We start from the raw sequence: 24,511 nt of genomic DNA, 5'->3' as shown, positions 1-24,511 counted from the left end.
AGGGGCCGCAACCCATCGCGTCCGTTCAGCCAGACCCACTCGAGCATCAAGCATGTAGGACGGTTAGGCTCCCGGCATGTCCATGATCGTTGGTCGCGGGGCTCTAATTTGTCCTGGTTGGGCGTGTCACCTTCCGGCGTTTTGTGGCAAATCGATTGGTACTGCCGAAAGCACGGGCAAAGCGGCTAGCTAGCTCTGGCGGCATTTGTCTACTGCAGTCAGTTGCGCCGGCAGTGAGCGAGATAGCCGGGTAGCGGCCTCGGTGGCAGGCACCGCATCGACTTTCTGGTCTTTTAGTGGCAAGACATGGGGGAATAACGAATGGTACATAACGGGCTAGTGGCACGTGCGTCTGATCAGGATGAGTTGCCGCAAAGCGGCCAGTACGCCAGCTACATGCGTACCGGCGATCTCCTCGGACTGCAGCCGGAACACGACCGCGACGAGCTCCTGTTCGTCTCAACTCATCAGGCGACGGAGCTGTTGCTGAAGGTCGCATCGGAAGCGGTTACCGGCGCCAGGGAAGAGCTGAACGCCGGCGTGACCAGCGCGGCCGAGCTCCTACTCCGCCGAGCATGCGCGACAGTACGCGCAGCGACCGGCCTGTTGCCGATGTTGTCGGAGTTGACACCGCAGGCGTTCGCGCGGCTACGGCCCCGGCTGGGCAACGGTTCGGGAGCGGAATCTCCGGGCTGGCGGCAGCTACGTAGCGCGGCACGAGAGCTGCAGCAGGAGTTCGATCAGCAGTGCACCGTGGCGCGGGTATCGCTGCCGGAGCTGTATCGAGGGCAGCCGGACCAGCCGCTGTATCGACTGGCGGAGCGCATGGTCGATCTCGATGAGGCTGTTCGGCTATGGCGGATGCAGCACGTCGTGCTCGCGCAGCGGGTGGTCGGGGCGGCCGGGGTAGGCACACAGGGAATGCCGGTAGCAACCTTGGCCAAGTCAATCTCGAAGGTGCTGTTCCCCGCGCTGTGGGCGGTACGCGACGAGCTGACGGCCCACTCGGAGCTGATGTCATGACCCGGCGCGGTGTGGATGCTTTCGGGCCGGCCCGGGACGAGTTCGCCGGTTTGGACTGGACCCACCTCGCCTGGTGCAGCCATGCGCCGCGAGCCACCCGGGTCCAGGCAGCACTGCTGGCGATGACAGCAGCGATGGACGGGCCCACGTCCGCGTGGGAAACCTGGGAACCCCAGATCGGGCTGCTACGCGACCGATTTGCCGACCTGATCGGCTGCCGAGGCGATCAGGTCGCGCTACTCGCGGACGCGTCAACAGCGGCATTTCAGGTCGCCTCGACGCTGCCCTGGTCACCCAGGCCAAAGATTGTCATGAGTAGTGCGGAGTTTCCTGGGCTGGCGCACGTGTGGTTGGCGCAGCAAGCCCGTGGCGCCGAGGTCGTCATCGTCGGTGACCAGGCGGGCCGGGTGTCAGGCGAGGATTATCTCCAAGCGGTGGACGAACGAACGGCGCTGGTCTCGATACCTGCCGTCACCTACCGCGACGGGGTACGACTGCCCATCCGAGAGATCACCGACGCGGCACATGCCGCCGGCGCAATGGTGGTTGTTGACGGCTACCAAGCCCTCGGAGTCGAACCAGTAGACGTGGCACGGTGGGACTGCGACTACCTCATCGCGGGGTTCTCCAAATACGCCCTGGGACTACCGGGCGTGGTCGGACTATACGAAAGGACCGTTGGTGAGCGCCGGCCGGACCTGACGGGATGGCAGGGTCGCAGCGCGCTACACCGGTGGGACTCACGCCAGCTGGACTGGCCGCAGCGGGCAGCCCGGTTTCAGGCGGGTACCCCAGCGGTGCCAGCGGTCTACGCCGCCACGGCAGGCCTGTCCCTGATCAACGAGTTGGACCTGCAGGCGGTACGACAGCATGTGACCATGCTGCTCGGTGACGCCCACCGGCAGCTGAGCGCGGCGGGTTGGAGCATAGCCACACCCCAAGCGCCCGAGGAGCATGGCGCACACCTGGCGGTACGTCACCCCGAACCGGAGAAGCTGACGGCGTGGCTGGCAGATCAGCAGGTGGCGGTGTCACCGAGAGGCGGGGTCGTACGGATCGCCGTACACGCCTACAGCACCCCGGCAGAGGTTTCTGCGGCGTGTGACCTGCTCGCGCGGTTCAACGCCGACCATCCGGGGCAGAACGCCTTGGTAGGTACGTCATGACCACGGCAGCCGTCGCGATCCGCGCCTGGCTGGTGGGGCCACGACACAGCGACAACTTTCCGTACGCGGTGGTCACCGACGAGCTACATAGAGTAGGCAAGCACTTCCTGGACGGGGAGCTGGTGGCCGCCCTGCAGCAGACTCGCACCGAGCTCGGCTCAGTACCGGGGTCGTACGCGTCGAGCCAGCTGCTGCGTGCGTGGCTGGACGTGATGCTGGACAAACCCGACGGCCGGTACTGCTACCACACGTATCTGGCGCTGCCACTGCTGCCCCAACCGGGGCAGAGCGATAACGGGCTGACGCCGGACACGGCCGCCGCGCTGCGGTGTCGGGACCGGCTGGTGGCCGCGTTGATCGCGGACACGGTCCGGTTTGCCAGCACCGGTGGGGAGGCAACGACGGCGACGTTGACCGGTAAAAGGATTCGCCTGGGCACCCGGGTGTTGACGCCGGTGCTGAGGCGGCTCGGATTGACCGACGACCTCGGGCACGACGTTGACCCACACGAGGTCTGGCAACGGGTCCAATCCGCACTCGACGCCGATGAGCGGCAGGCGGTGGCGTTGTCGATGCTGCCCGTATCGACCGTGCACGACGAGCACCTTTTCATCCGGGTGTTGCAGGCCTGGGAGTGCACCTTCGCCCTGGTGGCGGTCAACCTGTCGGCGGTGGTCAATGAGCTGAGTCAACAGGCGGTGGCGGCAGCGGCCCGCGGGCTGGACGCGGCTACTGCGGTGTTGCGTGAGTCGGCGCCGCTATTCTCGCTGCTGGCGACGATGCGACCAGAGTCATTCGCTGAGTTCAGGGTGTACACCGACGGCGCCAGCGCGATCCAAAGCGACTCGTACAAGTTGGTGGAGTCGTTGTGCCGGCGCCCGGAACTCGCACGACTGCACTCGATCGCCTTCGCCGCCGTGCCGGGCGTGCTACAGCGGGTGGAACAGGGACAGCCAACGGTGCAGTCCCAGCTCGCGTCCCTGCCCCCGACAGGCGGGGTCGACGCGCAGTTGACACCCGCGATGGAGGCATTCGCCGAGGCGATACGAGCGTGGCGGCGCACGCACTACTCGCTGGCGGTGCGGATGCTGGGCGATCAGCCCGGCACCGGTTCCACCCCCGGCACACCGTATCTCCAGCAGGTACGCGACATACCGGTGTTCACCGGCGGAGGCAGGGCGGCATAAGGATCCCACGCGGGGTGGTGGAACAGTGACTGCCAGGAGCTGGCAGCGCCCCACCGCCCCGCGGCCGACACCTGGGGCTTGCCGCGTGACCGCCCGCAGCAGTCAGATGCCGACGTCTCGTCGGGACGCCCAGGCACGCGGATCGGGTACTATCTGGCTCGGGTCGAGAGGCGCTGCGACGGGCAGAGCCCGCCACGCTCGGCCCTGATTTATTAAAACAAGGGCGCCTCCGAGCTTTGGAGGCGGCCGCTTGAGCGCGTTAGTGAGCCAGAAGAGCACGGCATCGTCGTTGCGGCAGCTGATGTCGCAGCGGGTTCTAGTGCTGGACGGCGCCTGGGGCACGATGCTGCAGGCCGCGAAGCTCACCGCCGCGGACTATCGAGGCGACCTGATCGTCGACCACCCGCAGGACGTCACTGGCGATCCCGACCTGCTCAACCTCACCCGACCCGACGTCATCCTCGACGTACACCGGCAGTATCTGGCCGCCGGCGCCGACATCACCACCACCAATACCTTCACGGCGACGAGCATCGGCCAGGCCGACTACGGGCTTGAGTCACTGGTTCGGGAGATGAACGTTCAGGGCGCGCGGCTGGCCCGACAGGCGGCGGACGAGTTCGACAACCGATTCGTGGCCGGCTCGATCGGGCCGCTGAACGTGACGCTGTCGCTGTCGCCGCGGGTCGAGGACCCGGCGTATCGCGCCGTCGACTTCGACCAAGTGCGCGCGGCGTACGCGGAGCAGATCTCGGCCCTGGCCGAGGGTGGCGTCGACCTCCTGCTGATCGAGACGATCTTCGACACGTTGAACGCTAAAGCGGCAATCGCCGCTGCTCGTGAGGTCGCGCCGCAGCTGCCGCTGTGGATTTCCGTCACCATCGTCGACCTCAGCGGGCGGACGCTGTCGGGGCAGACGGTGGAGGCTTTCTGGCGCTCGGTAGAGCGGGCCGACCCGCTGGTCGTCGGCGTGAACTGCTCGCTGGGTGCGGCCGAGATGCGCCCGCACATCGAGGAGCTTTCCAAGATCGCCGGAAGCTACGTGGCGTGTCACCCCAACGCCGGCCTGCCGAACGCTTTCGGCGGCTACGACCAAACGCCGGAGGAAACCGCCGGCCTGATCGGCGAGTTCGCCGCGTCCGGCCTCCTCAACATCGTCGGTGGCTGCTGCGGCACCTCACCGGAGCACATCGCCCGGATCGCCGCCGCCGTGGCCGGCGTCCCGCCGCGGACGGTTGCCGCCCAGCCTGAAGCCACCCGCTTCAGCGGGTTGGAGCCGTTCGCGATCGGACCGGACACCGGGTTCGTGATGATCGGTGAGCGCACCAACGTCACCGGCTCGGCCAAGTTCCGTCGGCTCATCGAGTCGGACAACTATCAGGGCGCGGTCGACGTGGCCCTGGAGCAGGTCCGCGGCGGCGCCAACCTGCTCGACGTCAACATGGACGCGGACCTGCTCGACAGCGAGCACGCCATGACGACCTTCCTCAACCTCATCGCCACCGAGCCCGAGGTCGCCCGGATCCCGGTGGTGATCGACAGCTCGAAGTGGACGGTGCTCGAAGCCGGCCTCAAGTGCGTGCAGGGCAAGGCCGTGGTCAACTCCATCAGCCTCAAGGAAGGCGAGGAGTCGTTCCTGGCTCAGGCCCGCCGGATCCACGACTACGGTGCCGGCGTGGTGGTGATGGCCTTCGACGAAGACGGCCAGGCCGACACCACCGACCGGAAGGTCTCCATCTGCGCCCGGGCCTACGATCTACTCGTCGAGAAGGTCGGGTTCGCGCCGGAGGACATCATCTTCGACCCGAACGTCCTCGCGGTCGCCACCGGCATCGCCGAGCACAACGGGTACGCGAAGGCGTTCATCGACGCCCTCCCGCTGATCAAGGCCCGTTGCCCGGGTGCCCGCACCAGCGGTGGCATCTCCAACCTGTCATTCTCCTTCCGGGGCAACGACGTGGTTCGCGAGGCGATGCATTCGGCGTTCCTGCTGCACGCTGTCCGCGCCGGGCTGGACATGGGCATCGTCAACGCCGGCCAGCTCGCCGTGTACGCCGACATCCCCGCCGACCTCGTCGAGCTCGTCGAGGACGTGATCTTCGACCGGCGCCCGGACGCCACCGACCGCCTGGTCACCTTCGCGTCGACCGTCACCGGTTCCGGCACGAAGCGTGCGGTCGACCTCTCCTGGCGCGAGACGCCGGTGCACGAGCGGCTCTCGTACGCGCTGGTCCACGGCATCGTCGACTTCATCGAAGAAGACACGGAGGAGGCCCGGCAGGGCCTCCCCCGGCCCCTCAACGTCATCGAGGGTCCGCTGATGGACGGAATGAAGATCGTCGGCGACCTGTTCGGCGCCGGCAAGATGTTCCTGCCGCAGGTGGTCAAGAGCGCCCGGGTCATGAAGCGCTCGGTCGCCTACCTCGAACCGTTCATGGAAGCCGAGAAGGAGCAGGCCCGCCAGGAGGGCCGGATCGACCCGGGCCGCGGTCAGGGCAAGGTCGTGCTGGCGACCGTGAAGGGCGATGTGCACGACATCGGCAAGAACATCGTCGGCGTGGTCCTGGGCTGCAACAACTACGAGGTCATCGACCTGGGCGTGATGGTTCCGGCTGGCCGGATCCTGGACACGGCCGTCGCCGAGGGCGCCGACGCCATCGGCCTGTCCGGCTTGATCACGCCGTCGCTGGACGAGATGGTCGCCGTCGGTGCCGAGATGCAGCGCCGCGGCCTCAAGATGCCCCTGCTGATCGGCGGGGCCACCACATCGCGTCAACACACCGCCGTGCGCATCGCCCCCGCGTACGACGGCACGACCGTGCACGTGCTCGACGCGTCCCGGGTCGTCGGCGTGGTCTCCGACCTGCTCGACGACGGTCGGGCCCGCGAGCTGGACCGCGCCAACCGCGTCGAGCAGGAACGGCTACGCGAGGCGCACGCCAACCGGCACTCCCAGCCGATGCTCAGCGTCGCTGAGGCCCGCGCGAACCGCGAGCAGGTCGACTTCAGCGACCTGCCGACCCCGGCCTTCACCGGCTGGCGGACCGTCCAGCCCACCCTGCCCGAGCTACGCGAGATGATCGACTGGCAGTTCCTCTTTTTGGCCTGGGAACTCAAGGGCAAGTTCCCGGCGATCCTGGACCAGCCGGTGGCCCGCGAGCTCTACGACGACGCCAACACCCTGTTGGACCAGATCACGAAGGACGGCTCCTTCCAGGCCCAAGGTGTCTACGGCTTCTGGCCCGCGCACTCCGAGGGCGACGACATCGTCCTCGGCAACGGGGTGCGGCTGCCGATGCTACGCCAGCAGACGGTGAAACCGGCCGGCCGGAACAACCGCTGCCTGGCCGACTACGTGGCCCCCGAAGGTGACCACCTGGGTGGCTTCGCCGTGACCATCCACGGCGCCGATTCCCTGGCCGCGCACTACGAGGCCCAGCACGACGACTACCGCGCGATCATGGTCAAGGCGCTGGCCGACCGGCTCGCCGAAGCCTTCGCCGAGTACATCCACCTGAAGGCCCGCCGCGACTGGTTCGAACCAGACGCCACACCGGACCTCGCCGACCTGCACGCCGAACGCTTCCGGGGCATCCGACCGGCGCTCGGCTATCCCGCCAGCCCGGACCACAGCGAGAAACGGGACCTGTTCGACCTGCTGGAGACGGCCGAGCTCGGCATCGGCCTGACGGAGTCCTTCGCGATGACGCCGGCCGCCAGCGTCAGTGGGCTGATCTTCGCCAACCCGGCGGCGAAATACTTCACCGTGGGCCGGATCGGCAAGGACCAGATCGAAGACTACGCCGCCCGCCGCGCCATCAGCGTCGCCGACGCCGAGCGGTGGCTGCGACCCAATCTGGCCTATGAACCGTCCTGACGCCGTCCGAACCGACCACGTGGGGTACCGGCCGGGTGGAAGCTCCACGCCGTAGCGTCGTCGGGCATTCGCCTCCACGCCGACCGTGAGCGGGGCCGATGCCTGGCGGCGCTGACCTGACGGCATGGACCATCACCGCTGGATGCCTGCCACCTTGCCGACAAGGGATCGATTTGTATCGGCTTGGTGGCTGCGCGCCACTAGGTAGCCGACGTAGGCGGCGAGCGCGACGGCCGCCAGCGCTGCCGGCGGCCCGGTGAGTGCGCGGGTGCTGCTGCGGGAGGCCAGCGCGGCGCCGAAGGACTGGTCAGCCAGTAGCGACCAGCGCGACCGCCAGGACAGGGCCGATCCGGTCGACAGCGCGGAGCCGACGGACAGGATCGATCCGGCCGATCCGATACTGGCGATGGAGGCGATCGAGCCGACACTGCCGATGGACAGTATCGAGCCGTGGGAGCCGATCGACAACAAGGAGTCTGTGGACCACAGTGACAGCCGTGCGGAGCCGGTAGAGGTCATGAGCGGATTATGCGGTATTCCGGTGGTACTCGCGGCTCGCGGTTTGGGTGCCGCTGCGGCGTGGTCGCTGCGCTAGGCCGCATCGTGGCCTACGTCGTCATCGCGCACGCCATGTTGAGGACTAATTCGATCCGGCGGCATTTCCCGTCGCCGGCATCAGCCCCGATTCGCACCTAGCCGGAGCGCCCCCGCGCCGGCATGCAGTCCCGCGGGGTGCGGTCGGGCGCACTGGCCGCGGTCTGGTGCTACCCGGTCTCGACTCGACAGGCCCGGACAGGTCAAGACGCATGAATCACCCATTCCGTACTTATCATCACCTAGGAGGGCAAAGAGTCGTCAATGTGATGGGAAATCATGAACAGAAACGCAAAGGTGATGACCACCCGCGCCACCGCGACCGCTGCGGTAGCCGCCACCACCGCATTCGTGATGATGGGCAACGTGGTCAGCGCCGCGCCCGTCGGCCCGATCGACCCCGTCCAGGCCACCCAAGGATTCCTGGTCATGACAGAGGGAAACGCGACCCTGATCGGCACGGAGAACGAGGGGACGCTGGCCGTCGGCGGGAACCTCGCATTCTCGCAGTACCAGCTGGCCACGGTGAGCGCCGGAAACTTCTTCGCCCCCGGCGAGAACAACCCCACGGCGCTCGTCGTGGACGGGCAGGTGGACTTCCCAAACAGTACGCCCAACACCCGCCTCCAGGTCCTGCAGAATGGGTACGCGAAGATCGGGAACCTGAACGACACCTTCGTCCGGGATTTTGACAACAACAACGTGCCGGCCAATACGCGGATCCTGCCGGCCAACGACTACGACGCCTCGCCCCGGATCGAACTCGTCACCAACCAGTCGGTACCGAGTGTCGGCCCCGTCTCGGTGATTGACTTCGCGGAGGCGTTCCAGACCTTCCGGTCAAACTCCACCGAGCTCGCGACGTGCCAGAACACCGTCGCGCTGCGGGACCCAAACGGCGACCCGATCTCCTCCCCCATCCCGCCCGGGACCAACGCCGTCATCGACCTGACCCCGAACACCACCAACGTGCTCAACATCAACTCAGCCGATCTGGACAACATCAGCATCCTGACCTTCCCCGACCAGCCGAATGCGAGCAGCCCGTTGTTGGTCAACGTCGACACCACCGACGTGGGGGACATCTTCGACTGGACCGCGCCGAACTTCGCCGGCATCGGCGGACCCGAAGCCCGGTTCATCCTGTTCAACTTCCCCACCGCCACCGCCCTCACCCTCGCGCCCGGTGGCGCAACGGTCGAAGGAACGATCTACGCGCCAAGCGCCGATTTCACCGACCTTGATCAGAGCAACACCGAAGGCAGCATCGTCGCCCGCACCCTGGAGCACCGGGGCGGGGAAATCCACGACTATCCCTTCAGCACCACACTCGCCTGCGACAACGGTTCCCCGACGGCCAGCCCGACAGCGACGCCGACCGCCAGCCCGACCGTCGACCCGACGGGGACCCCGACCGTCACACCAAGCCCGACCGGGACCGACCTACCAATCACCGGATCATCCAGCGGGTCAATGCTCCTCACCGGCAGCCTGGCCGTGCTGACCGGCACCGCCCTCCTGCTCACAATCGGTCTCACGCACCGGCGACGGCGCAACGCCGAAAGCTGAGCGCAGCGGCGCACCGCTACCTGGACGATGGCCCTATGCCTGCGGGTGATCGCGGCGGGCCTCGTCCAGGCAGGCGGCGAACGCCCCGACCAGCAGGGGCAGGGTGGTCAGGAACTCACGCAGCACATGCCGAGGGTTGTGCTCACGGGCATCCGCCACCTCCGCTCGAGCACCGGCGTCGGCGAACGCCGTGCAGACCTCCCAGAGGTTGGCGCCGGTGCTGCTCCACTGCCACACGTCGTGGGCCAACGCCGGTAGCCGCAGCACCGGGGCGAAACCGAAAATTCCGATGCCGTAGTTCAGCGGATCGTCCGGGCTGTTACCCAACGACACCATGAGCGGCAGCACCCGGTACGCGCGAGCGAGGTCCTCCAGATCCGGGGCGTCCAGGTCGACCTCCAGCAGGAGGCCCTCCTCCAGGAACTCCGCGATAAATCGATTTGGGTCAACCACACCGATCCGCTCGGCGGCCTCGATCACCGCGGCCCGGTTCCAGGTCTCGCCGGGCCGGTCCACCGGGCAGTGCGCCGCGGCCCACACCCCGAAGGCTTCCGGGTCGGGCAGGGTTATCGAGAACCGGCCGATGCGCAACGCGTTGTACTTCATCGGGGCGCCGACGCTCGGGAAGAACTCCCCGGTGTAGCGCCCCACCGGCAGGATCAACGGCTCGGCCATCGAGGGTTCCTCGTCGTGTCGGTCACGGCAGCGGCTCCAGGTAGATGACGCCGGCCACGAGCAGCTGGTGGATTTCCCGCAGGAACGCGGTGAGCATCCGTTCCGGGTCGAACAGGTCTGGGTCGGTGGCGTTGGCCGCCCGTTCTTCGGCGGCGAGCGCCTGGCAGATCTCCCAGAGGCTCTCCCCCGCCGGGGCCCGCTCCCACAGGTCGAATACGGTGCGCGTCACCTTCACCATCGGGCGTTCGAAGAAGCCGATCGACCACAGCCAGGGCTCCTCGGCGCTGTTGCCCAGCCCGAGTAGACGGGCGCCAACCCGGTGCCGGCGCGCGAACTCCACCGCCTCCGCCGGGGCGACCTCGACGAGAAGCCCCTCGGCTATCAGCCCGTCCAGCAGCGGCCCGGTGTCCACACCGGGCAGTAGCCTGACCGCCGCCTCTCGTACCGCCGCAAGGGTCCAGGGCTGCTCGGCCAACTGGGCACCAGCTCCGTGCGCCAACGCCCAGAGAGTGAAGCGCTGGTCGTCCAACTCCCACACCTCCACGCCGAGACGGACCCGGTGGATACGGTCGGGGGAACCGACCGTCGGGTGGAAGGTGCCGAAGAACTCCCCCACCGGCAGCAGAGGGGCCGGCCCGCATGGTGTGTTGTTTGAATGGATGTCCTGTCCGTAAAGGAGCACAACGGCTCTCCTCCCCACTGTTGTGTCGACACGGGCACCCCGCCAACATTTCGTGCGGCGCCGCCTCATTGGGCAGCGTGAGGCCGAGCGCCTCCGACGCGATCCGCTCGGCCTCGTCCCGGCCGGCCGGCAGCGCGCTCCCCGCCACGAGTGGCGCCCCGGCCGCCGTCCAGCGCCGGGTGCGTTCTCCCCGCGTAGACGACTCCGACACCGCCAAGGCAATCACCGTACCGTCGGCGGGCCGCGCGTACACCCCGGCCGGGTCGAGGCCGCCGGCCCGCAGCGCGTCAGAAAGCGACGAGCTGAATTCGTTGTACTGCTCCGGGCTTGTGCCGACCGGTCCGACCAGTTCTGCGCCTGTTCCGGCACGACGCCCAGGAATTCGCAGTAGTTCGGGTTGAGCTGGCGGCCATAGTCGACTCCGCCACGCCCTGCCCGAACGACGGCCGGCGCACCCTCGGGCACGACGTCCGGAGAAGGCGCCGCCGGCTGCCTTATCCGCCGTAGCTCACGCCGCGCCGGAGTTACTCCGTTAGGGCTTCCAGGTCACGGCGGGTAAGGGCGGCGCGGAGCTGTAGCGCCTCGGCGGCCAGATTTTCCGGACCGCCCTGCTCACGGTCGATGGCGCAGACCACCGTGTCTACCTTGGCGCCAATGGCGCGTAGCTGACCGCACGACGACAGTAGGGCGCCTCCGGTGGTCACGACATCCTCGACCAGAACGACCCGGCGCCCGTGCACAGGACCACCCTCGGCGACCTTGCTGGTGCCGTACTCCTTGGCGTGTTTGCGCACAAAGACCGTGGGCAGCCCGGTCAGTTGTGACATCACAGTGGCCAGCGGGATGCCACCCATCTCCATTCCCGCCAGTACGTCGCACTCCGGCAGCAGGTCCACCATCGCTTCGGCGACCTCGCGCAGCAGGTTCGGCTCACCCTCGAACAGGTACTTGTCGAAGTACTCCGTGCTGACCTGCCCGGAGCGCAGCCGGAACCGTCCGGTCAGGTGGCACGTGTCGTAGACGCGACGGGCAAGCGGGTCAGCCATCTGGCCAGTTTCGCATTCCGCCGGTATTGACCGGGCATCGAGCCCACTGGTAACCGATGCTGTTGATGGCCGAGTACGTCGGGTGGACCCGTCCGGAGGGGCATCGATGCCCTGGACTGGTTCGCCGCCACCTCATCGGCACCGCGCGCCGGGGACTCGCCACCGCCCGGGGCAACCCGACGCGGGGCATCCCGCATGTGGTCACCGACGTTCCGGACGCGGAACTCGCCGCCGCGTACGCACAGCTGGCAGTCTCCCTACAGGAAAACTGGGGTCCCAGCCGTATCAGGCTCCGCGTGGGGCAACGTCGACCCCCTGCGTCCACGTTGAACCCAATGACGTAGCATGCGACCGCTACAGGCGTTAAGAAAAACCGTCGGTGACCCTTTCCTACACCCCTTTAGGATTGCCATGGCCAAAATTACGTTCGCGATGTCTCGGCTGATCGAGGTAACCCTCATCGCCCTGGGCGTGTTCATCATACTCTGGGACCAAAGTTTAGGCTATATCGCACTCTGGGACCTCACCGGAATGCTCTACCTCGCAATCCGCATCCGCCGCCTTCGGGGCAAGCGAGGATTGGACGAGAGTGATGCGTGGCTCAAGCGGACCTTGGGACCCCGCCTCGGCCTGCTGTTTACCATCTTCGCGAGTTTGGTCGGAATCACCGCAGGTATCGTGATCGTAATGGGCGGCGACAATGAGCTCGAGACATTGATCGCCAAGGGAGTGGGCGTTCCCACCGTGCTGCTCGCCTGGGGAATCCTTCACTTTGGTTATGCGGAACGGTACGCGCAGAGCTACTATGCCGCCCTGCCGACGAAAACATTGGTTTTCCCCAACACGGATCGGCCAAGCTTCATCGACTTCACCTATCTGTCTTTCAGCATCGGCGCGACTTTTGCGATCCCGGATGTAGAAACGCAAAATTCGAAGGTCAGGCTCGGAGTACTCTCACACGCCATCCTGTCGTTCATCTACAACACTGCGACCATCGGTATTGTCGTTAGCGTAATCACAAGCTAACACTTCGGTCAGCGACCCGGGCCGATTCGGCAATGCCCTTCGGTCGGCCCGGGGTCTCGCTGTTAAAAATGTGGTTATAGGGACGCCGGTAGCCTGCTCCGGACCAGGCCGGCCACCGAAGTGGCCTCATACCGCTCACCCCGCCCTGGGCGAAACCGTCCGGCACGTTCGTCAGAACGGGTGAGTGGTCCCGCTCAGCTCCTCGGCTCGGCCAGGACGCAGAATTCGTTGCCCTCCGGGTCGAAGAGGGTCACCCAGTGCTGCCCTTCCTGCACAGGTTCGGCGCGCCGGGCACCGAGGGAGATCAGCCGGGCGACCTCGGCCTCCTGGTCGTCGGGGCGGAAGTCGGGGTGGAGCCGGTTCTTCGCCGTCTTGCCCTCAGCGACGGGGACGAAGAGCAGCCCCGGCAACCGGTCCGGCGCGGGCCGGATCTCCACGATCTCCTCGGTCTTGTCGACCACGACCCAGCCGAGAGCCACGGCCCACCACTGCCCGAGGGCGATGGGGTCGGAGGAATCGACGATGATCTGCTCCCATTCGAGTGCCATGGGCATGATCATAGGCAGCCGGCGGGCTGTCAGGTTCAGCCCGACGGTCTACAAGGGTTTCGGCCACCACGTAGGGCCTCCGGTCACCGTAGGGGCGTCGGCATCGCCGTCCGGCACTTCGCTGCAACCGATGCCGGCAAGGGCAACGTCGCCTCTCGGATGGGCCGTTCATCGGCGGTGCAGCGAAGGACCACCCCAGAGACTCCAGTGGGCGTGCTCGCCAGCGGTGCTGCCACGGAAGCTGACCGGGAGATCGCGCTGGAACCAGTCGGAGGGCAGCCGTAGGTCATCGGCATCCCAATCGCGATGGTGGGCGGAACAGATCTCGACGATGAGCCAGTCAACGAGTTGGATGATCAACGCAAGACAGGAACGGGCGCACCCTGCCTGGATGGTCGCTCCTATCATCCGCTGTTCCGGCGGAACGCTGCTGTCGCCTTCGGCGTCCGAGTGCCACAACCGATATCGATCGTGCAAAATACTTGCGTAGGGATCACCGATCGCTTTGTCGGTCCACCGCCGCGGGTCGCTAACCCGGTTGAGCAGCTGATGCAGGCTGCCGTGCGCGAGGGCGTTGCGCAGTGTCACCCACTGGTTGAGGTGTTGGCTGAAGGTCAGGCCTGACCGTTTCCCCGGATCATGCCCGGTCAACTGCTCCATGGCAGTCATCCGCACGCCGCTCCAGCCGGTCGCCGCGTTCACCCGCAGTCTGTTGAGGAAGTTCGAATCACAGGCTGTGGAGTCAACGAGAACTTGCTCGGCCTTACTGGCATACAGCTCTTTGGGCACGCTGTTTTCCTGCCCAGCAACCCAGTGCACCAAGTCCACATCGGTGGAAAAGGCCGACCGGGTATCGGCGATGAAGCGATCCCATGCGCCGATGGTCGTCACGACCAGGGCGCGGTTCAGTGAAGCGCGTGGCTGCCGACCACGCACGGTCTTTTCGTTGTGTACCAGCACCAGGTCGACCGCGACGCCGAGGTTGTCGCGAGCGGCGCGGGCGACCTGCGCGAAGCGGGTATGGAGAGGTGTCATCGCCACATGATCTCATTGACTTCAATAATCGTTCGGTTATTGGTGGGCCCTCACCACCGGGGCGCGACCCAAGGCAGGGCGGTGCAACGGAGGCCTCAGTCCTGTCCAGACAATGCCGCGGTGTGGCCCCAGGCAGCCCAGCGAGAGCAGTAGAGGGGTACGCGAGCTGGTCGATGGCGGGCGCGTCCCGGTCAGGATCAGCGCTGGCACTCTGCCGGACGAAAGTCAGGAAGAGACCGGCCCGACGGCGCTGCTGCGGCCTGCTCCGAGGGGATCAAGGACCTGCAGGCGCAGGGCGACCGGATGCTCCTCGCGCCTCTGTGGGTGACAGTGGCACCGCGCGACAAGTCGTACCCCCAGACATCCCGGCCGCACCTGGCGGGATATCTGGGGGCACTGGTGCTTCGGTGGCCGGGAGCCCGCAACGGGAGAACGGGCTCCCGGCGGGACCGACCCGAAGCGGTCGGTCCCAGCGCGGTCACGGCCGGGTGGCGCTCACTCGCGGGCGCCGGCCAGCTCCACCGGGCGGGTCCGCAGCGCGCCGGCAGCGGGCAGCACGGAGGCGACCACGGCGACCACCGCGCACGCCCCCACCGTCGCCGCGAGCGTCTGCCAGGGCAGCACCACGCTGGACCAGACCGACAGGGCGGCCAGCGAGCCCCAGATGCCCAGGATGTTGAACGCCATCACGATGGTGCCCAGCACCGCGCCGACCACCACGACCGTCATCGCCTCCACGGCGACCAGGATGAGGATCTGCCGCCTCGTCGCACCAGCGAGGCGCAGCACTGCGAGGTCGCGTACCCGGTCCGAGGTGGCCATCACCATGGTGTTGCCCAGCGCGATGCCGGTGTAGATCAGCGCGATGCCGAGCACCACCAGGTAGCCGACGCGGGTCTGGCGGCTGTTGCTCGGGTACTCCGACTGGATCCACGCCGCCCGGGTCTGTACATCCGCGCCGGTGGGCTGCAGGGCGGCCCGGACCGCCGCGGTCCCGGCGCTCGCGTCGGCGCCCGCGGCCCAGGTGACCTCCAGCCGGTCCGGCTCGACCCCAGGAGCGTTGCGCGGGGTCACGTAGACGCCGTTGTTGCCGGTGCCGGTGGCGATCACGGCCGCGATCCGTAGCGACTTCTTGGTGCCGTCGCCGAGCCACACGTCGACCTGCTCGCCGACGGTGTGCTGCACCCACTCCTCGTTGACGACGATGCTGCTGTCGTCAAGGTCGGCGATGTCACCGGCCTGCACCGGCAGCTTGCGCGCTGCGACGAGCTCGCGCGGGTCGACGGCCTGCGCGTCCGAGCGGATCAGCGCCGTGCCCTCCTCGAGGTGGTAGACGGGGGTGGCGGCGCTGGCCGTCACCGTGGCTCCGGGCACCTGGCGAACCTGCGCCACCGTCCGGGCGTCGAAACCCCCGGCGACGTCGTCGGCCTGCACGATCAAGTCGGCGCGGGTCTGCTCCCGGATCTCGTTCGCCTTCGCCTCGTTGATGGTGGCCGTCGCACCCAGCAGCGAGCCGGCCAGCGCCACGGTCACCAGCACGGGCGCCGCGATCGCCGCGGTGCGCCGCACGCCGGCGGCCGCGTTCTCGCGTACCAGCATGCCGGTGGCGCCGGGCAGCTGGGCCGGGAGCCACGCGAGCAGCCGGGTCAGCGGCCGCACGAGGATCGGCGCGAGCAGCGCCACCGCGGTGATCAGCAGCATCGGCTGGGTGGTGTACGTCTTGCGGTGCAGCGCGTCGCCCGGGTCGGCGAGCAGCCGCCAGACGAGCATGCCCAGCCCGGTGGCGAGCAGGCCGGCACCGAAGACCCAGCGCCCCGGCGTCATGGCCTTGGTGTCCACCGAGGCCTCCCGCAGCGCCTCGACGGGACGGATGCGCCCCGCCCGCACCGTGGCGACCGTGACCCCGCCGAGCGCGACGAGCAGCCCGGTCGAGAACGCCAGGTGGTACGGCCAGGTGTACGCCCCGATGGTGAACCACGGGGGTGCGAGTTGTTCGTCGACGAGCAGGCTCGCGAGCCACGGGGCGCCGTACGAGCCCAGCACACACCCGGCGACCGAGGCGAGCACGCCCACCACCACCGCCTCCATGAACATCACCGAACGCACCTGCCGCGGGGTGGCACCGGCGGTACGCATCAGCCCGATCTCGCGACGCCGCTGGGCGACGGCGAAGGCGAAGGTGGACGCCACCACGAAGGCGGACACGAACGTGGTGACGCCGCCCGCGGTGCCCAGCAGGGCGTTCATGGCGATGAGGGCGTCGCGGTCGCGGTTAGGCTCCGGGTCGGCCTTGCGCCGGTCGCTGCCGGTGAGCACCTGGACGTCCGAGCCGGCACCGACCACCGTACGCACCATCTCGGGCGCCGCCTGCACGACCAGGTTGTCGATGCGCGGTGAGAGCTTGGCGGCCTCCGCGTCGGCGAAGAAGATGGGCTCCTCGAAGCGGGCCGGCGCGACCACGCCGGCGACCGTACGCGTACTCAGCCCTGCCGGGGTGCGCACCGACACCACCTTGCCGACCAGGGACGCGTCGCCGGAGAGCACCACCTCGGTGGGCTTGCGGGGCTCGTGCCCGGCGGTCAGCCGGTATCCGCCAAACGCGGCGATCGACCACGGGTGCCCGACCAGGTCGTCGTCGCCGCCGGGTCCGGCCACGCGTACGGGGAACGACCGGTCGGCGACCGTGGGAGCCTTCGCGGCGAGCGCCTTGGCGACCTCGGGCGCGACGCCGCGCGGCTGGGCGAGGGGCTGGGTGCGGTCCCCGATCGGCGTGGGCACCCGCAGCTCGTCCGGGCCGCGCACCACGACCGGCGCTCCCGCGAAGCGCTCGGGCTCCTGTTCGGGGGCGTCGAGGGTCGACGCGAGCCCGAGGCCCATCGTGGCGATCAGCGCCACGCCCAGCGCCAGCGCGACGAACGTGCCGACGAGCGTCATCCAGCGGGTCCGCAGGGTGCTGAGGGTCACGGTCAGCATGCGACGGTCTCCAGCTGGGTCATCCGGGCGGCGACGGCCTCGGCTGTGGGCGCCTCGAGCTCGCCGTTGAGGTGGCCGTCGACGAGGAATACGACGCGGTCGGCGTACGACGCGGCGACCGGGTCGTGGGTGACCATCACGATTGTTTGCCGCTGCTCGTCCACTAAGGCCCGCAGCATCGTCAGGACGTCGCGGCTGGTGGTGGAGTCCAGCGCGCCGGTGGCCTCGTCGCCAAAGAGGACCTCGGGCTGGGTGATCAGCGCCCGGGCGATCGCGACGCGCTGCTGCTGGCCGCCGGACATCTCGCCCGGGCGGTGCTTGGCCCGGCCCGCGAGCCCGACCTGGGCCAGCACGTCCTGCACCTGCGAGCGGCCGGGCCGGCGCCCGGCCAGCCGCAGCGGCAGCGCCACGTTCTGCTCAGCGGTCAGCGCCGGCAGGAGGTTGAAGGACTGGAACACGAAGCCGATGCGCTCGCGGCGCAGCAGGGTCAGTTTCGTCTCGTTGAGCGTCGTCAGGTCCGTTTCGCCGAGCAGCACCGAGCCGGAGGTCGGCCGGTCGAGGCCCGCCGCGCACTGCAGCAGCGTTGACTTGCCCGACCCCGAGGGGCCCATGACGGCGGCGAAGGTGCCCTCGGTGAAGGACAGGGAGAGGTCGTTCAAGGCGGTCACCGCTCCGTCGCTCGCGCCATAGGTGCGGGTGACGTTGCGGAGCCGAATCGCGTCACGGGTCATGGTTCGACCTTGGTGTACGGCGAGGCTGCGCACAGCCTCGCGGGAGTGAGTCTTTGCGGTAGTGCTAGCGATACCGGGAAGGGGCACCGGCGTCGCGTGACGCCGATGCCCCGTAGTGGGTGGAAGGATCAGATCGTGACGAGCGTGGACTCCCGGCTCGGGGCCGGCGTGCGCTCGAGCTCACTGTTGAGCACGGCCTGGTAGGTGCGGGTAATGCGTGCTGCCGGGTCCACGCCGAGCTCCTCGGCGAGCCGGCGGCGCCCCTCGTGGATTGGCTCACGTCACGAGCTCGGTGACACCGCCTGCCCCGCGGGCGACGAGGACGCCGATGAGGGTCCAGGTCACCGCCCACCAACCCAATATCCGATCAGGTTGCCGAGCACGGCGCCGGCCAGGGCGGCGGCAATGGCCGCGGGCAGCGGGACGACCCGGTGCGAGGCGAGCATCCCGCCCACGACCACCCCGCTCTGTCCCGGTACGAGAATGCCGATGAAGGGAACTGCCGCCTCGAGCGCGGGAAACAGCAGGACCACCAGCAATGTGCCCCACAGTCCCAGCGCCACGACGTTGCCGGCCAGCCAATCGGTCATCGGGTACTCACCCTCCAGTGGCCTGGTCCTTGCGGTGCGGATGCACTTCATCAAGAGAACCGGATCTGCGGGCCGGCCACACGCCTCCGGAAGTGAGTCTTGTTGGTAACGCAGGCGCTACCTCCGCCGGTCGCGCCTGCTGGCTGGAAACGTGATCATCGGCTGTCTACGGTTGTCCGGGTGAGCGCGCAAAACGTATGGCAGGCCCTGGCCCGGCCGGGTTTCCTGCTGTCCGGGTGGCCTTTGCGCTCGATCGGATACCTGATCGTCAATGGTCTGACGGGATTGCTCACGCTGGTCGTGGCGGTGCTTCTACTGTCGGCCGGTGGACTGCTCGCGGTCGTGGTCGTCGGCATCCCACTGCTGGGCGCGATCGCCCTGCTAGGCCTGCCCGTGGCGGTCGTCGAGCGCTGGTCGCTGCGGATGATCGACACCCGGCCGGTGCCCGACGCCCACCGCACCCCGCCGCGCCCGGGGCTCACCTCGTGGCTGCGGACCCGCTTCACCGAGCCGGTCACGTGGCGCGAGCTCGGCTACGCGGCGCTGCTCATGTTCGTGCTCGGGCCCATCGACTTGCTCGCCGTGACCCTGGGGGTGACCGTGCCGCTCGCGCTGCTCGCCACCCCGTTGCTGCTCGCCACCGTCGGCGAGGGTGAGCAGGTCAACGTGCTGAAGGCGTACGCGGTCACCTCTTGGCCGGGCGCGTTCGCCGTCTGCGCCGCGGGAGTCCTCGCGCTGGTCGCCTGCGCGTACGGGCTGGGCCTGCTCGCCGGCTCGCGCGGGGCGCTGGCCCGCATCCTCATCACCCCGACCGGCAGCCAGCTGGGGGAACGGATTACCGAGCTGACCCGCTCCCGGGTTCGCTTGGTCGACGCATTCGAGGCCGAGCGCGGCCGCATCGAGCGGGACCTGCACGACGGCGCCCAGCAACGGCTGGTCACCCTCACGATGATGCTCGGGGTGGCCCGGCTCGACGCGCCGGCCGGACCGCTGGCGGAGCAGCTGACCCGCGCGCACGACGAGGCTGGAATGGTTCTGGTGGAGCTGCGGGAACTGATCCGCGGCATTTACCCTCCGGCACTCACCAATTTCGGCCTAGCGGAGGCGGTGGACGAGCTCGCGGCTCGCTCGGCGATTCCGGTCGACGTTTCCCTGACGGTGCCGCAACGATTCTCCCGGCCGATCGAGTCTACGGTCTACTTCGTTGTCTCAGAGGCGCTGTCAAACATGGCTAAACATTCCGATGCCGACCGCGGGGAGGTCTCCGGCGGATATGAGCAAGGCCGCCTGACGGTGAGCATCTGCGACAACGGTTGCGGCGGCGCCGACATCGACGCGGGGACGGGCCTGCTCGGCCTCGGTGACCGGGTTTCCGTCGTCGATGGCAGACTGTCGCTGTCCAGCCCACCGGGCGGACCCACCCGAATAGTTGTGGAGATTCCTTGCCAGCCGCTTCCGAACTCCGAATAGTCCTCGCCGAGGACAGCGTTCTGCTGCGGGAGGGCCTGATCGGGCTGATGGCGCGGTTCGGTCACCGGGTCGTCGCCGCAGTCTCCGATGCCGATGGCCTGCTAGATGCGGTCGAAACGCACGAACCCGACGTGGTCGTGACCGACGTGCGCATGCCGCCGGGATTCAAGGACGAAGGGCTGCGCGCCGCGGTGGAATTGCGCCGCACACGCCCGGCCCTGCCCATGCTCGTGCTGAGCCAGTACGTCGAGACGATGTACGCGACAGAATTGCTGAACGCCGGCGACGGAACGGGCGTCGGCTATCTGCTCAAGGACCGGATCGGGCAGGTGGAGGAATTCCTCGACGCGCTCGACCGGGTGGTGGCGGGTGGCACCGTCTTGGATCCCGAGGTGGTGCGGCAGATGCTGCGCCGGCGCCGCAATCCCCTCGAAACGCTGACCAACCGCGAGCGCGAGGTGCTGGCCCTGGTCGCCGAGGGCCGGTCCAATGCCGCGATCGCCGCGAACCTGGTGGTCACCGAGGCGGCAGTGGCCAAGCACATCCGCAACATCCTCTACAAGCTCGATCTCCCGCAGACCGAGGAGAGCCACCGGCGCGTGCTCGCGGTGCTCACCTTCCTGCGATCCTGAGCCCTGACCTGCGAATTCTCGCCCTCCGTCCGCGCTCGCCGCGTTCGATGCCCGGCGCAGGCTGAGGTCGTGGCGCGATGACACCTTCCGGCCATGGCAACTCGTCCGCCACGTCCCTGTGTTTACCGGCACGGAGGGGAGCAGGTCACCCAGATTGTGCAGCGGATCGAGGCGGAGGTCGCGGCGTACCCGGAGGGGGTTGCCTACCGGCCGGGCCCATTGCTATGACTGCGGGCGGGCGTCGGAGCGCCGGTACGGCGGCCAATTCGATACGGTCGAGCATTTTGACACTTGTGTCCATTAGGGAGTAATGGGTGCACAACATCACGACAGCGCCGATCGCGGCACTCCTCGCCGGGTACCGGCCGCGGACCTCCACGGAGGCCTCCGACGTCGAGCGCCTCCTGGATCTGCTGACCTCCGGCGACCCGTGGTCGCGCGACCTGCCACTGCATGTCACCGCCTCGGCGCTGGTGGTCCACCCACCGACGCGGCGGATCATGCTGCGCTGGCACGCCCGCATGCAGGCGTGGCTGCAGATCGGCGGGCACGGCGATCCCGGTGAGCACGACCCGATCGACGTCGTGCTGCGCGAGGGACGAGAGGAGACCCACCTCGACGACCTGGTGTGCTGGCCGGATACCTCGATACGTCAGGTCGCGGTTCTGCCGGTGCCGGCCAGCCCGGACGAACCCGCTCACGAGCACGCCGACCTGCGTTTCGTGCTGGCCACCGAGACACCTGCGCGGGCGCGGCCGGAGAAGCCGACCGCCACGTTGCGTTGGCTGAGCCTGCCCGAGGCACATGCCATCACCACCGAGCCGAACCTGCACGAGTTGCTCGCCCGCGTGGCGGAACTCTTCGACCAGTAGGGCCGCCATCGAAGGAGAAAAACAGCCTGTCCAGTCCGGCCCTGCCGACCCGACCTCACCGGAAGAAGCAAAAAGCTGTGTCGCCGACATCGACCTGGTCCTCGACGAGGAGGGCCTCGCCGCTCTCGCGGTCCGCTTCGAACGGAAAACCCCATTGAGCTACCTCGACCTGTTACGCATTCCCTCCGTTGCCCGGCTACTGCTGGCGGCTATCGTCGGCCGCCTGCCCACCTCGATGGTCGCGCTGGCGTTGACCCTGACGCTGCGCGAGCACGGAATCGAATTCCGGTTCATCGGGGTGGCCCTTGCGGTGCTCACGGTGTCCCATGCAGTCGGCGGGCCGGCCCTGAGCCGGCTGATCGATCGGCGCAGCCAGACCACCGTGCTGACCGGTGCCGCAGTGGTCTCCTCAACTGCTGTGGTCACGGCGGCACTGCAGCCCAGCAACCGGACTGTCGTGCTGGTCGGCATGGCCGTTGCTGGGTTCGCCACCCCACCGCTGGAGCCGTGTCTACGCGCGCTCTGGCCGGGCCTGGTCGGGCAGGATAACCTGCAGCGTGCCTACTCGCTGGACGCGGTGGGACAGGAGGTCATCTTCGTCGCCGGCCCGATGCTGGTAGCGGTGACGGTCGCCGTGTGGTCACCCGCGGCGGCGCTCATGATGACGGCCGTACTCTGCCTGCTGGGCACCATGGTCTTCGCGTCCTCGGTGCCGTCGCGGCAGTGGCGCGGCGTATCCAGCAGCGCCGGCCTGCTCGGTCCGCTGCGCAGTCCACTGCTGGTGGTCATGCTGCTGGGGGTGGCCGGGACGGTGGTGCCGATCGGTGCCCTCAGCATCGTCCTGGTGTCCTACGCAGAGCAGAACGCCGTCTGGGGCGGAGCCAGCGTGCTGCTGGTCGTCTCCGCCACCGGTGCACTGATCGGCGCACTGACCATGGGTCGGATCCAGTGGAAGACTGCGGCCACCACCCGAATCGTCGTGTTCAGCGCCTGCCTCGGCGCCGCCTACCTGCTGGTCGCCACGCTCGCGCCGGTGTGGGCCATGGCGGCGATCGTGTTCGTCGCGGGGTTCTTCCTGCCGCCGCTGCTGGTGATCGCCTTCTCGCTGATCGACGAGCTTGCTCCGCCTGGCACGATCGTGGAGGCGTTCGCATGGTTGGTCACGCTCTTCGCCGTCGGCTCCGGTGCCGGGTCAGCCATCGCCGGCGCGGTCCAAGACATGGCCGGGACACGCGAGGCCGCCGCGACGACCGCCGGCCTGGCGTTCGTCGGCACCGTACTGCTCGTGCTGTTCCGCCGCGCCCACACGGCGCGCGTCCCGACGTTGGTCAGCTGATGTCGCGCCTGCTCGGGCTGGACCTCGACGGGACTCAGCCTCGCCGATGGCCCCGTCCATGCTGCTGGATCGAGACGGCACGGTGTCAATCCCCTGGAATCGTGGAGGACTCGGTTATGCGGCCTGGTTCTCCAGGACGTGGGTGGTCGATCGTTTGTAGTCAATCGGTGAGCGTCCGTCGCAGACGGAGTGGCGGGGCACCCAGCTGCTGTCCGGCCTGGAGCACTCAGGGCTCCCGCTTCCTTCTGAGCTCGCCATCTGTGTTGCGTACTGGAGTCGGGCGTCGACGGGCTGTTGCTCACGACCGAGACCACCTTTGGCAGCGATCCGCTCCGTGCGGCGGGTCTGCTGGCCGATCTCGTTCGCCGCTACGGCGGGGGCAGACGCGCGACGTGAGTCAGAGAGCTACCCAGTAACGCCGCTTCGGGCCGATCACGGTGTCCCGTACGTCCTCCAGCACCCCGCCCGCCTTCTCGATCATGCGGCCCGAGGCGTAATTGTCCGGTGAACAGGTCAGCAGCACCCTATCCATCCCCCTCGACCGGGCCCGTTCGAGTGCCGTCTCCAACGCCCAGGTCGCGAGGCCGCGCCGCCGGTACCGGGGACAGATGCTGTAACCGATGTGCCCGCCTGCCTCTAGCAGGAGCGGGGTCAGCGCGTGCCGAAGCTCGATCGCGCCCAGACAGACGCCATCGTACGTGATCCACCAGTACGTGGAATGTGCCCGGCCGGGTGCCGGTGCTACCGCCGGATCGGCGCTATGGAGCAGTTTGGCGACCCAGGTGGCGAAGCCTTCCGGGCTCGTAACGTCGTCGTCGGCCCCGAGCCCGGCCCCATCCAGATGTGACCTGCGGGCTATTCGGCGTAGGCAGCGAGCCAGGAGGCGTGCAGCCGGACGTCCGGCCGGATCAGCTCGGGATGGATCTCGTCCGGACCGCACATGCCCATGTCACAACCCCAGTCGTTCGAGTAGGGCCACGCCGCCCCGGTTGAGTTGGTAGAAGACCTGCACACCGAGCCCGCTGCTTCCGCACCAGGCCGGACGCGGACAGGACCGTCAAATGCTGTGACACTGTACTCTCGGAGATCCCCAGCGAAGCCGCCACCGCGGTGGTCGTCTGCGGCGCCTCCAACGCTCGCACCACCTGCGCCTGCCCGCTGCCCGCTGCCCAGCAGCATCGCCAGGCGGTTTAGCGCATTCCGGATCGCCTCGACCCTGACCCTGGCATGGCGGCGCCGTGCACGCTTGACCGCGGCGAGATCCGCGTCAAGGGCGGCCGAGGCAGGCCCAGGCACCCTGGCCAGGAACTCCAGCGCTTCCAGGGCAGTCAGGTCAGCGAACGCGGCCAACGCGGCCGGGAAGTACTCCCGCAGCGCGCTGCGCAGCCACAGCATGTGCCTGGTCTGTTCCCAGACCAGTCTCTTGTGAGCCACCGGACACCGAGCCAGGACTTGACCTGCAGCGGACTTGAGGTTTGA

General features: G+C 68.1%; 22 protein-coding genes, 3 pseudogenes and 1 riboswitch. Of the genes and pseudogenes, 11 read left to right on the top strand and 14 right to left on the bottom strand.

Going from position 1 to position 24,511, the window contains the following annotated elements; translation table 11 throughout:
• Positions 1-396: 396 nt before the first annotated feature.
• The 4 genes from SALPAC2_RS0119925 to metH all read left to right on the top strand — a co-directional run bounded on the left by SALPAC2_RS0119925 (position 397) and on the right by metH (position 7,253).
• On the top strand, positions 397-1,023 hold the full coding sequence (locus SALPAC2_RS0119925) for a tryptophan 2,3-dioxygenase family protein (RefSeq protein ID WP_018218389.1): 627 nt from the start codon (positions 397-399) through the stop codon (positions 1,021-1,023).
• Positions 1,020-2,189 carry an aminotransferase class V-fold PLP-dependent enzyme gene (locus SALPAC2_RS0119920; protein WP_018218388.1) on the top strand — a complete coding sequence of 390 codons (1,170 nt, stop codon included), beginning with the start codon at positions 1,020-1,022 and terminating at the stop codon, positions 2,187-2,189. The genes SALPAC2_RS0119925 and SALPAC2_RS0119920 overlap by 4 nt, the downstream gene beginning before the upstream one ends.
• Positions 2,186-3,376 (top strand): tryptophan 2,3-dioxygenase family protein, encoded by a 1,191-nt coding sequence (locus SALPAC2_RS0119915; RefSeq protein WP_018218387.1) that lies wholly within the window; start codon positions 2,186-2,188, stop codon positions 3,374-3,376. The genes SALPAC2_RS0119920 and SALPAC2_RS0119915 overlap by 4 nt, the downstream gene beginning before the upstream one ends.
• Positions 3,377-3,535: 159 nt before the next feature.
• Positions 3,536-3,612, top strand: a riboswitch (S-adenosyl-L-homocysteine riboswitch).
• 26 nt (positions 3,613-3,638) lie between these two features.
• Positions 3,639-7,253, top strand: coding sequence for a methionine synthase (gene metH / locus SALPAC2_RS0119910; protein ID WP_018218386.1), 3,615 nt, complete (start codon positions 3,639-3,641; stop codon positions 7,251-7,253).
• 132 nt (positions 7,254-7,385) lie between these two features.
• Here metH and SALPAC2_RS26460 read toward each other — a convergent pair whose 3' ends face one another.
• Positions 7,386-7,772 (bottom strand): hypothetical protein, encoded by a 387-nt coding sequence (locus tag SALPAC2_RS26460; protein WP_026184926.1) that lies wholly within the window; start codon positions 7,770-7,772, stop codon positions 7,386-7,388.
• A 354-nt stretch (positions 7,773-8,126) separates the two neighbouring features.
• Here SALPAC2_RS26460 and SALPAC2_RS0119900 point away from each other — a divergent pair, with 354 nt between their 5' ends.
• Entirely contained in the window at positions 8,127-9,416 is a 1,290-nt protein-coding gene (locus tag SALPAC2_RS0119900) for a choice-of-anchor A family protein (RefSeq protein WP_020493367.1), read from the top strand.
• Positions 9,417-9,449: 33 nt separating this feature from the next.
• Here the strand turns inward: SALPAC2_RS0119900 and SALPAC2_RS0119895 are convergent, their stop codons facing one another.
• The 4 genes and pseudogenes from SALPAC2_RS0119895 to pyrE all read right to left on the bottom strand — a co-directional run bounded on the left by SALPAC2_RS0119895 (position 9,450) and on the right by pyrE (position 11,819).
• Positions 9,450-10,091, bottom strand: coding sequence for a hypothetical protein (locus SALPAC2_RS0119895; RefSeq protein ID WP_018218384.1), 642 nt, complete (start codon positions 10,089-10,091; stop codon positions 9,450-9,452).
• A 22-nt stretch (positions 10,092-10,113) separates the two neighbouring features.
• A pseudogene (locus SALPAC2_RS27080) lies at positions 10,114-10,737 on the bottom strand (SMI1/KNR4 family protein); the annotation flags it as partial.
• Between the two features lie 73 nt (positions 10,738-10,810).
• Positions 10,811-11,011 (bottom strand): annotated as a pseudogene (locus tag SALPAC2_RS28570) (hypothetical protein); the annotation flags it as partial.
• A gap of 286 nt (positions 11,012-11,297) precedes the next feature.
• Positions 11,298-11,819 carry an orotate phosphoribosyltransferase gene (gene pyrE / locus SALPAC2_RS0119885; protein WP_018218382.1) on the bottom strand — a complete coding sequence of 174 codons (522 nt, stop codon included), beginning with the start codon at positions 11,817-11,819 and terminating at the stop codon, positions 11,298-11,300.
• 411 nt (positions 11,820-12,230) lie between these two features.
• On the opposite strand from pyrE, the gene SALPAC2_RS0119880 reads away from it, so the two are divergent.
• Positions 12,231-12,845 carry a DUF1345 domain-containing protein gene (locus SALPAC2_RS0119880; RefSeq protein ID WP_018218381.1) on the top strand — a complete coding sequence of 205 codons (615 nt, stop codon included), beginning with the start codon at positions 12,231-12,233 and terminating at the stop codon, positions 12,843-12,845.
• 194 nt (positions 12,846-13,039) lie between these two features.
• Here the strand turns inward: SALPAC2_RS0119880 and SALPAC2_RS0119875 are convergent, their stop codons facing one another.
• The 6 genes from SALPAC2_RS0119875 to SALPAC2_RS0119850 all read right to left on the bottom strand — a co-directional run bounded on the left by SALPAC2_RS0119875 (position 13,040) and on the right by SALPAC2_RS0119850 (position 18,722).
• The gene (locus tag SALPAC2_RS0119875) at positions 13,040-13,405 is read right to left on the bottom strand and encodes a VOC family protein (protein WP_026184925.1); all 366 of its coding nucleotides are present in this window, start codon (positions 13,403-13,405) and stop codon (positions 13,040-13,042) included.
• A 156-nt stretch (positions 13,406-13,561) separates the two neighbouring features.
• On the bottom strand, positions 13,562-14,428 hold the full coding sequence (locus SALPAC2_RS0119870) for a hypothetical protein (RefSeq protein ID WP_018218379.1): 867 nt from the start codon (positions 14,426-14,428) through the stop codon (positions 13,562-13,564).
• A 495-nt stretch (positions 14,429-14,923) separates the two neighbouring features.
• On the bottom strand, positions 14,924-17,401 hold the full coding sequence (locus tag SALPAC2_RS0119865; RefSeq protein WP_018218378.1) for an ABC transporter permease: 2,478 nt from the start codon (positions 17,399-17,401) through the stop codon (positions 14,924-14,926).
• Complete coding sequence (locus SALPAC2_RS0119860; protein ID WP_018218377.1) at positions 17,395-18,132, bottom strand: ABC transporter ATP-binding protein; 738 nt, start codon at positions 18,130-18,132, stop codon at positions 17,395-17,397. The genes SALPAC2_RS0119865 and SALPAC2_RS0119860 overlap by 7 nt, the downstream gene beginning before the upstream one ends.
• A gap of 128 nt (positions 18,133-18,260) precedes the next feature.
• Positions 18,261-18,404, bottom strand: coding sequence for a BTAD domain-containing putative transcriptional regulator (locus tag SALPAC2_RS28565; protein ID WP_397540879.1), 144 nt, complete (start codon positions 18,402-18,404; stop codon positions 18,261-18,263).
• A gap of 69 nt (positions 18,405-18,473) precedes the next feature.
• Positions 18,474-18,722, bottom strand: a complete 249-nt coding sequence (locus SALPAC2_RS0119850) for a hypothetical protein (protein ID WP_018218375.1) — start codon at positions 18,720-18,722, stop codon at positions 18,474-18,476.
• Between the two features lie 180 nt (positions 18,723-18,902).
• Between SALPAC2_RS0119850 and SALPAC2_RS0119845 the strand changes: the two genes are divergently transcribed.
• The 5 genes from SALPAC2_RS0119845 to SALPAC2_RS0119830 all read left to right on the top strand — a co-directional run bounded on the left by SALPAC2_RS0119845 (position 18,903) and on the right by SALPAC2_RS0119830 (position 23,032).
• Positions 18,903-20,192, top strand: coding sequence for a sensor histidine kinase (locus SALPAC2_RS0119845; protein WP_018218374.1), 1,290 nt, complete (start codon positions 18,903-18,905; stop codon positions 20,190-20,192).
• Positions 20,165-20,824 (top strand): response regulator, encoded by a 660-nt coding sequence (locus SALPAC2_RS0119840; protein ID WP_018218373.1) that lies wholly within the window; start codon positions 20,165-20,167, stop codon positions 20,822-20,824. Before SALPAC2_RS0119845 ends, SALPAC2_RS0119840 begins: the two co-directional genes overlap by 28 nt.
• Positions 20,825-20,917: 93 nt before the next feature.
• A complete protein-coding gene (locus SALPAC2_RS28250; RefSeq protein ID WP_263404671.1) occupies positions 20,918-21,052 on the top strand; it encodes a hypothetical protein in 135 nt (44 codons plus the stop codon).
• 86 nt (positions 21,053-21,138) lie between these two features.
• Positions 21,139-21,696 carry an NUDIX hydrolase gene (locus SALPAC2_RS0119835; protein WP_018218372.1) on the top strand — a complete coding sequence of 186 codons (558 nt, stop codon included), beginning with the start codon at positions 21,139-21,141 and terminating at the stop codon, positions 21,694-21,696.
• A gap of 154 nt (positions 21,697-21,850) precedes the next feature.
• On the top strand, positions 21,851-23,032 hold the full coding sequence (locus SALPAC2_RS0119830; RefSeq protein WP_018218371.1) for an MFS transporter: 1,182 nt from the start codon (positions 21,851-21,853) through the stop codon (positions 23,030-23,032).
• Between the two features lie 397 nt (positions 23,033-23,429).
• Here the strand turns inward: SALPAC2_RS0119830 and SALPAC2_RS28245 are convergent, their stop codons facing one another.
• The 3 genes and pseudogenes from SALPAC2_RS28245 to SALPAC2_RS28640 all read right to left on the bottom strand — a co-directional run bounded on the left by SALPAC2_RS28245 (position 23,430) and on the right by SALPAC2_RS28640 (position 24,427).
• Positions 23,430-23,555, bottom strand: a complete 126-nt coding sequence (locus SALPAC2_RS28245) for a hypothetical protein (protein WP_263404673.1) — start codon at positions 23,553-23,555, stop codon at positions 23,430-23,432.
• A pseudogene (locus SALPAC2_RS25185) lies at positions 23,556-23,972 on the bottom strand (GNAT family N-acetyltransferase); the annotation flags it as partial. It lies immediately after the preceding gene.
• Positions 23,888-24,427 (bottom strand): hypothetical protein, encoded by a 540-nt coding sequence (locus SALPAC2_RS28640; protein WP_026184923.1) that lies wholly within the window; start codon positions 24,425-24,427, stop codon positions 23,888-23,890. The pseudogene SALPAC2_RS25185 and the gene SALPAC2_RS28640, both read right to left, overlap by 85 nt.
• Positions 24,428-24,511: the final 84 nt, after the last annotated feature.

It is taken from the genome of Salinispora vitiensis (genome assembly GCF_000378825.1).
Classification (GTDB): Bacteria; Actinomycetota; Actinomycetes; order Mycobacteriales; family Micromonosporaceae; genus Micromonospora; species Micromonospora vitiensis.
Note: the sequence above shows the minus strand (reverse complement) of the source record. Positions and strands in the feature narration are given on the sequence as shown.

Bases quoted from the DNA above. Each gene is read 5' to 3' on its own strand.
- SALPAC2_RS0119925 (WP_018218389.1), top strand. From the start codon at position 397: ATGCGTACCGGCGATCTCCTCGGACTGCAGCCGGAACACGACCGCGAC.
- SALPAC2_RS0119920 (WP_018218388.1), top strand. From the start codon at position 1,020: ATGACCCGGCGCGGTGTGGATGCTTTCGGGCCGGCCCGGGACGAGTTC.
- SALPAC2_RS0119915 (WP_018218387.1), top strand. From the start codon at position 2,186: ATGACCACGGCAGCCGTCGCGATCCGCGCCTGGCTGGTGGGGCCACGA.
- SALPAC2_RS26460 (WP_026184926.1), bottom strand. From the start codon at position 7,772: ATGACCTCTACCGGCTCCGCACGGCTGTCACTGTGGTCCACAGACTCC.
- SALPAC2_RS0119900 (WP_020493367.1), top strand. From the start codon at position 8,127: ATGAACAGAAACGCAAAGGTGATGACCACCCGCGCCACCGCGACCGCT.
- SALPAC2_RS0119895 (WP_018218384.1), bottom strand. From the start codon at position 10,091: ATGGCCGAGCCGTTGATCCTGCCGGTGGGGCGCTACACCGGGGAGTTC.
- pyrE (WP_018218382.1), bottom strand. From the start codon at position 11,819: ATGGCTGACCCGCTTGCCCGTCGCGTCTACGACACGTGCCACCTGACC.
- SALPAC2_RS0119880 (WP_018218381.1), top strand. From the start codon at position 12,231: ATGGCCAAAATTACGTTCGCGATGTCTCGGCTGATCGAGGTAACCCTC.
- SALPAC2_RS0119875 (WP_026184925.1), bottom strand. From the start codon at position 13,405: ATGATCATGCCCATGGCACTCGAATGGGAGCAGATCATCGTCGATTCC.
- SALPAC2_RS0119870 (WP_018218379.1), bottom strand. From the start codon at position 14,428: ATGACACCTCTCCATACCCGCTTCGCGCAGGTCGCCCGCGCCGCTCGC.
- SALPAC2_RS0119865 (WP_018218378.1), bottom strand. From the start codon at position 17,401: ATGCTGACCGTGACCCTCAGCACCCTGCGGACCCGCTGGATGACGCTC.
- SALPAC2_RS0119860 (WP_018218377.1), bottom strand. From the start codon at position 18,132: ATGACCCGTGACGCGATTCGGCTCCGCAACGTCACCCGCACCTATGGC.
- SALPAC2_RS0119850 (WP_018218375.1), bottom strand. From the start codon at position 18,722: ATGACCGATTGGCTGGCCGGCAACGTCGTGGCGCTGGGACTGTGGGGC.
- SALPAC2_RS28250 (WP_263404671.1), top strand. From the start codon at position 20,918: ATGGCAACTCGTCCGCCACGTCCCTGTGTTTACCGGCACGGAGGGGAG.
- SALPAC2_RS28640 (WP_026184923.1), bottom strand. From the start codon at position 24,427: ATGCTGTGGCTGCGCAGCGCGCTGCGGGAGTACTTCCCGGCCGCGTTG.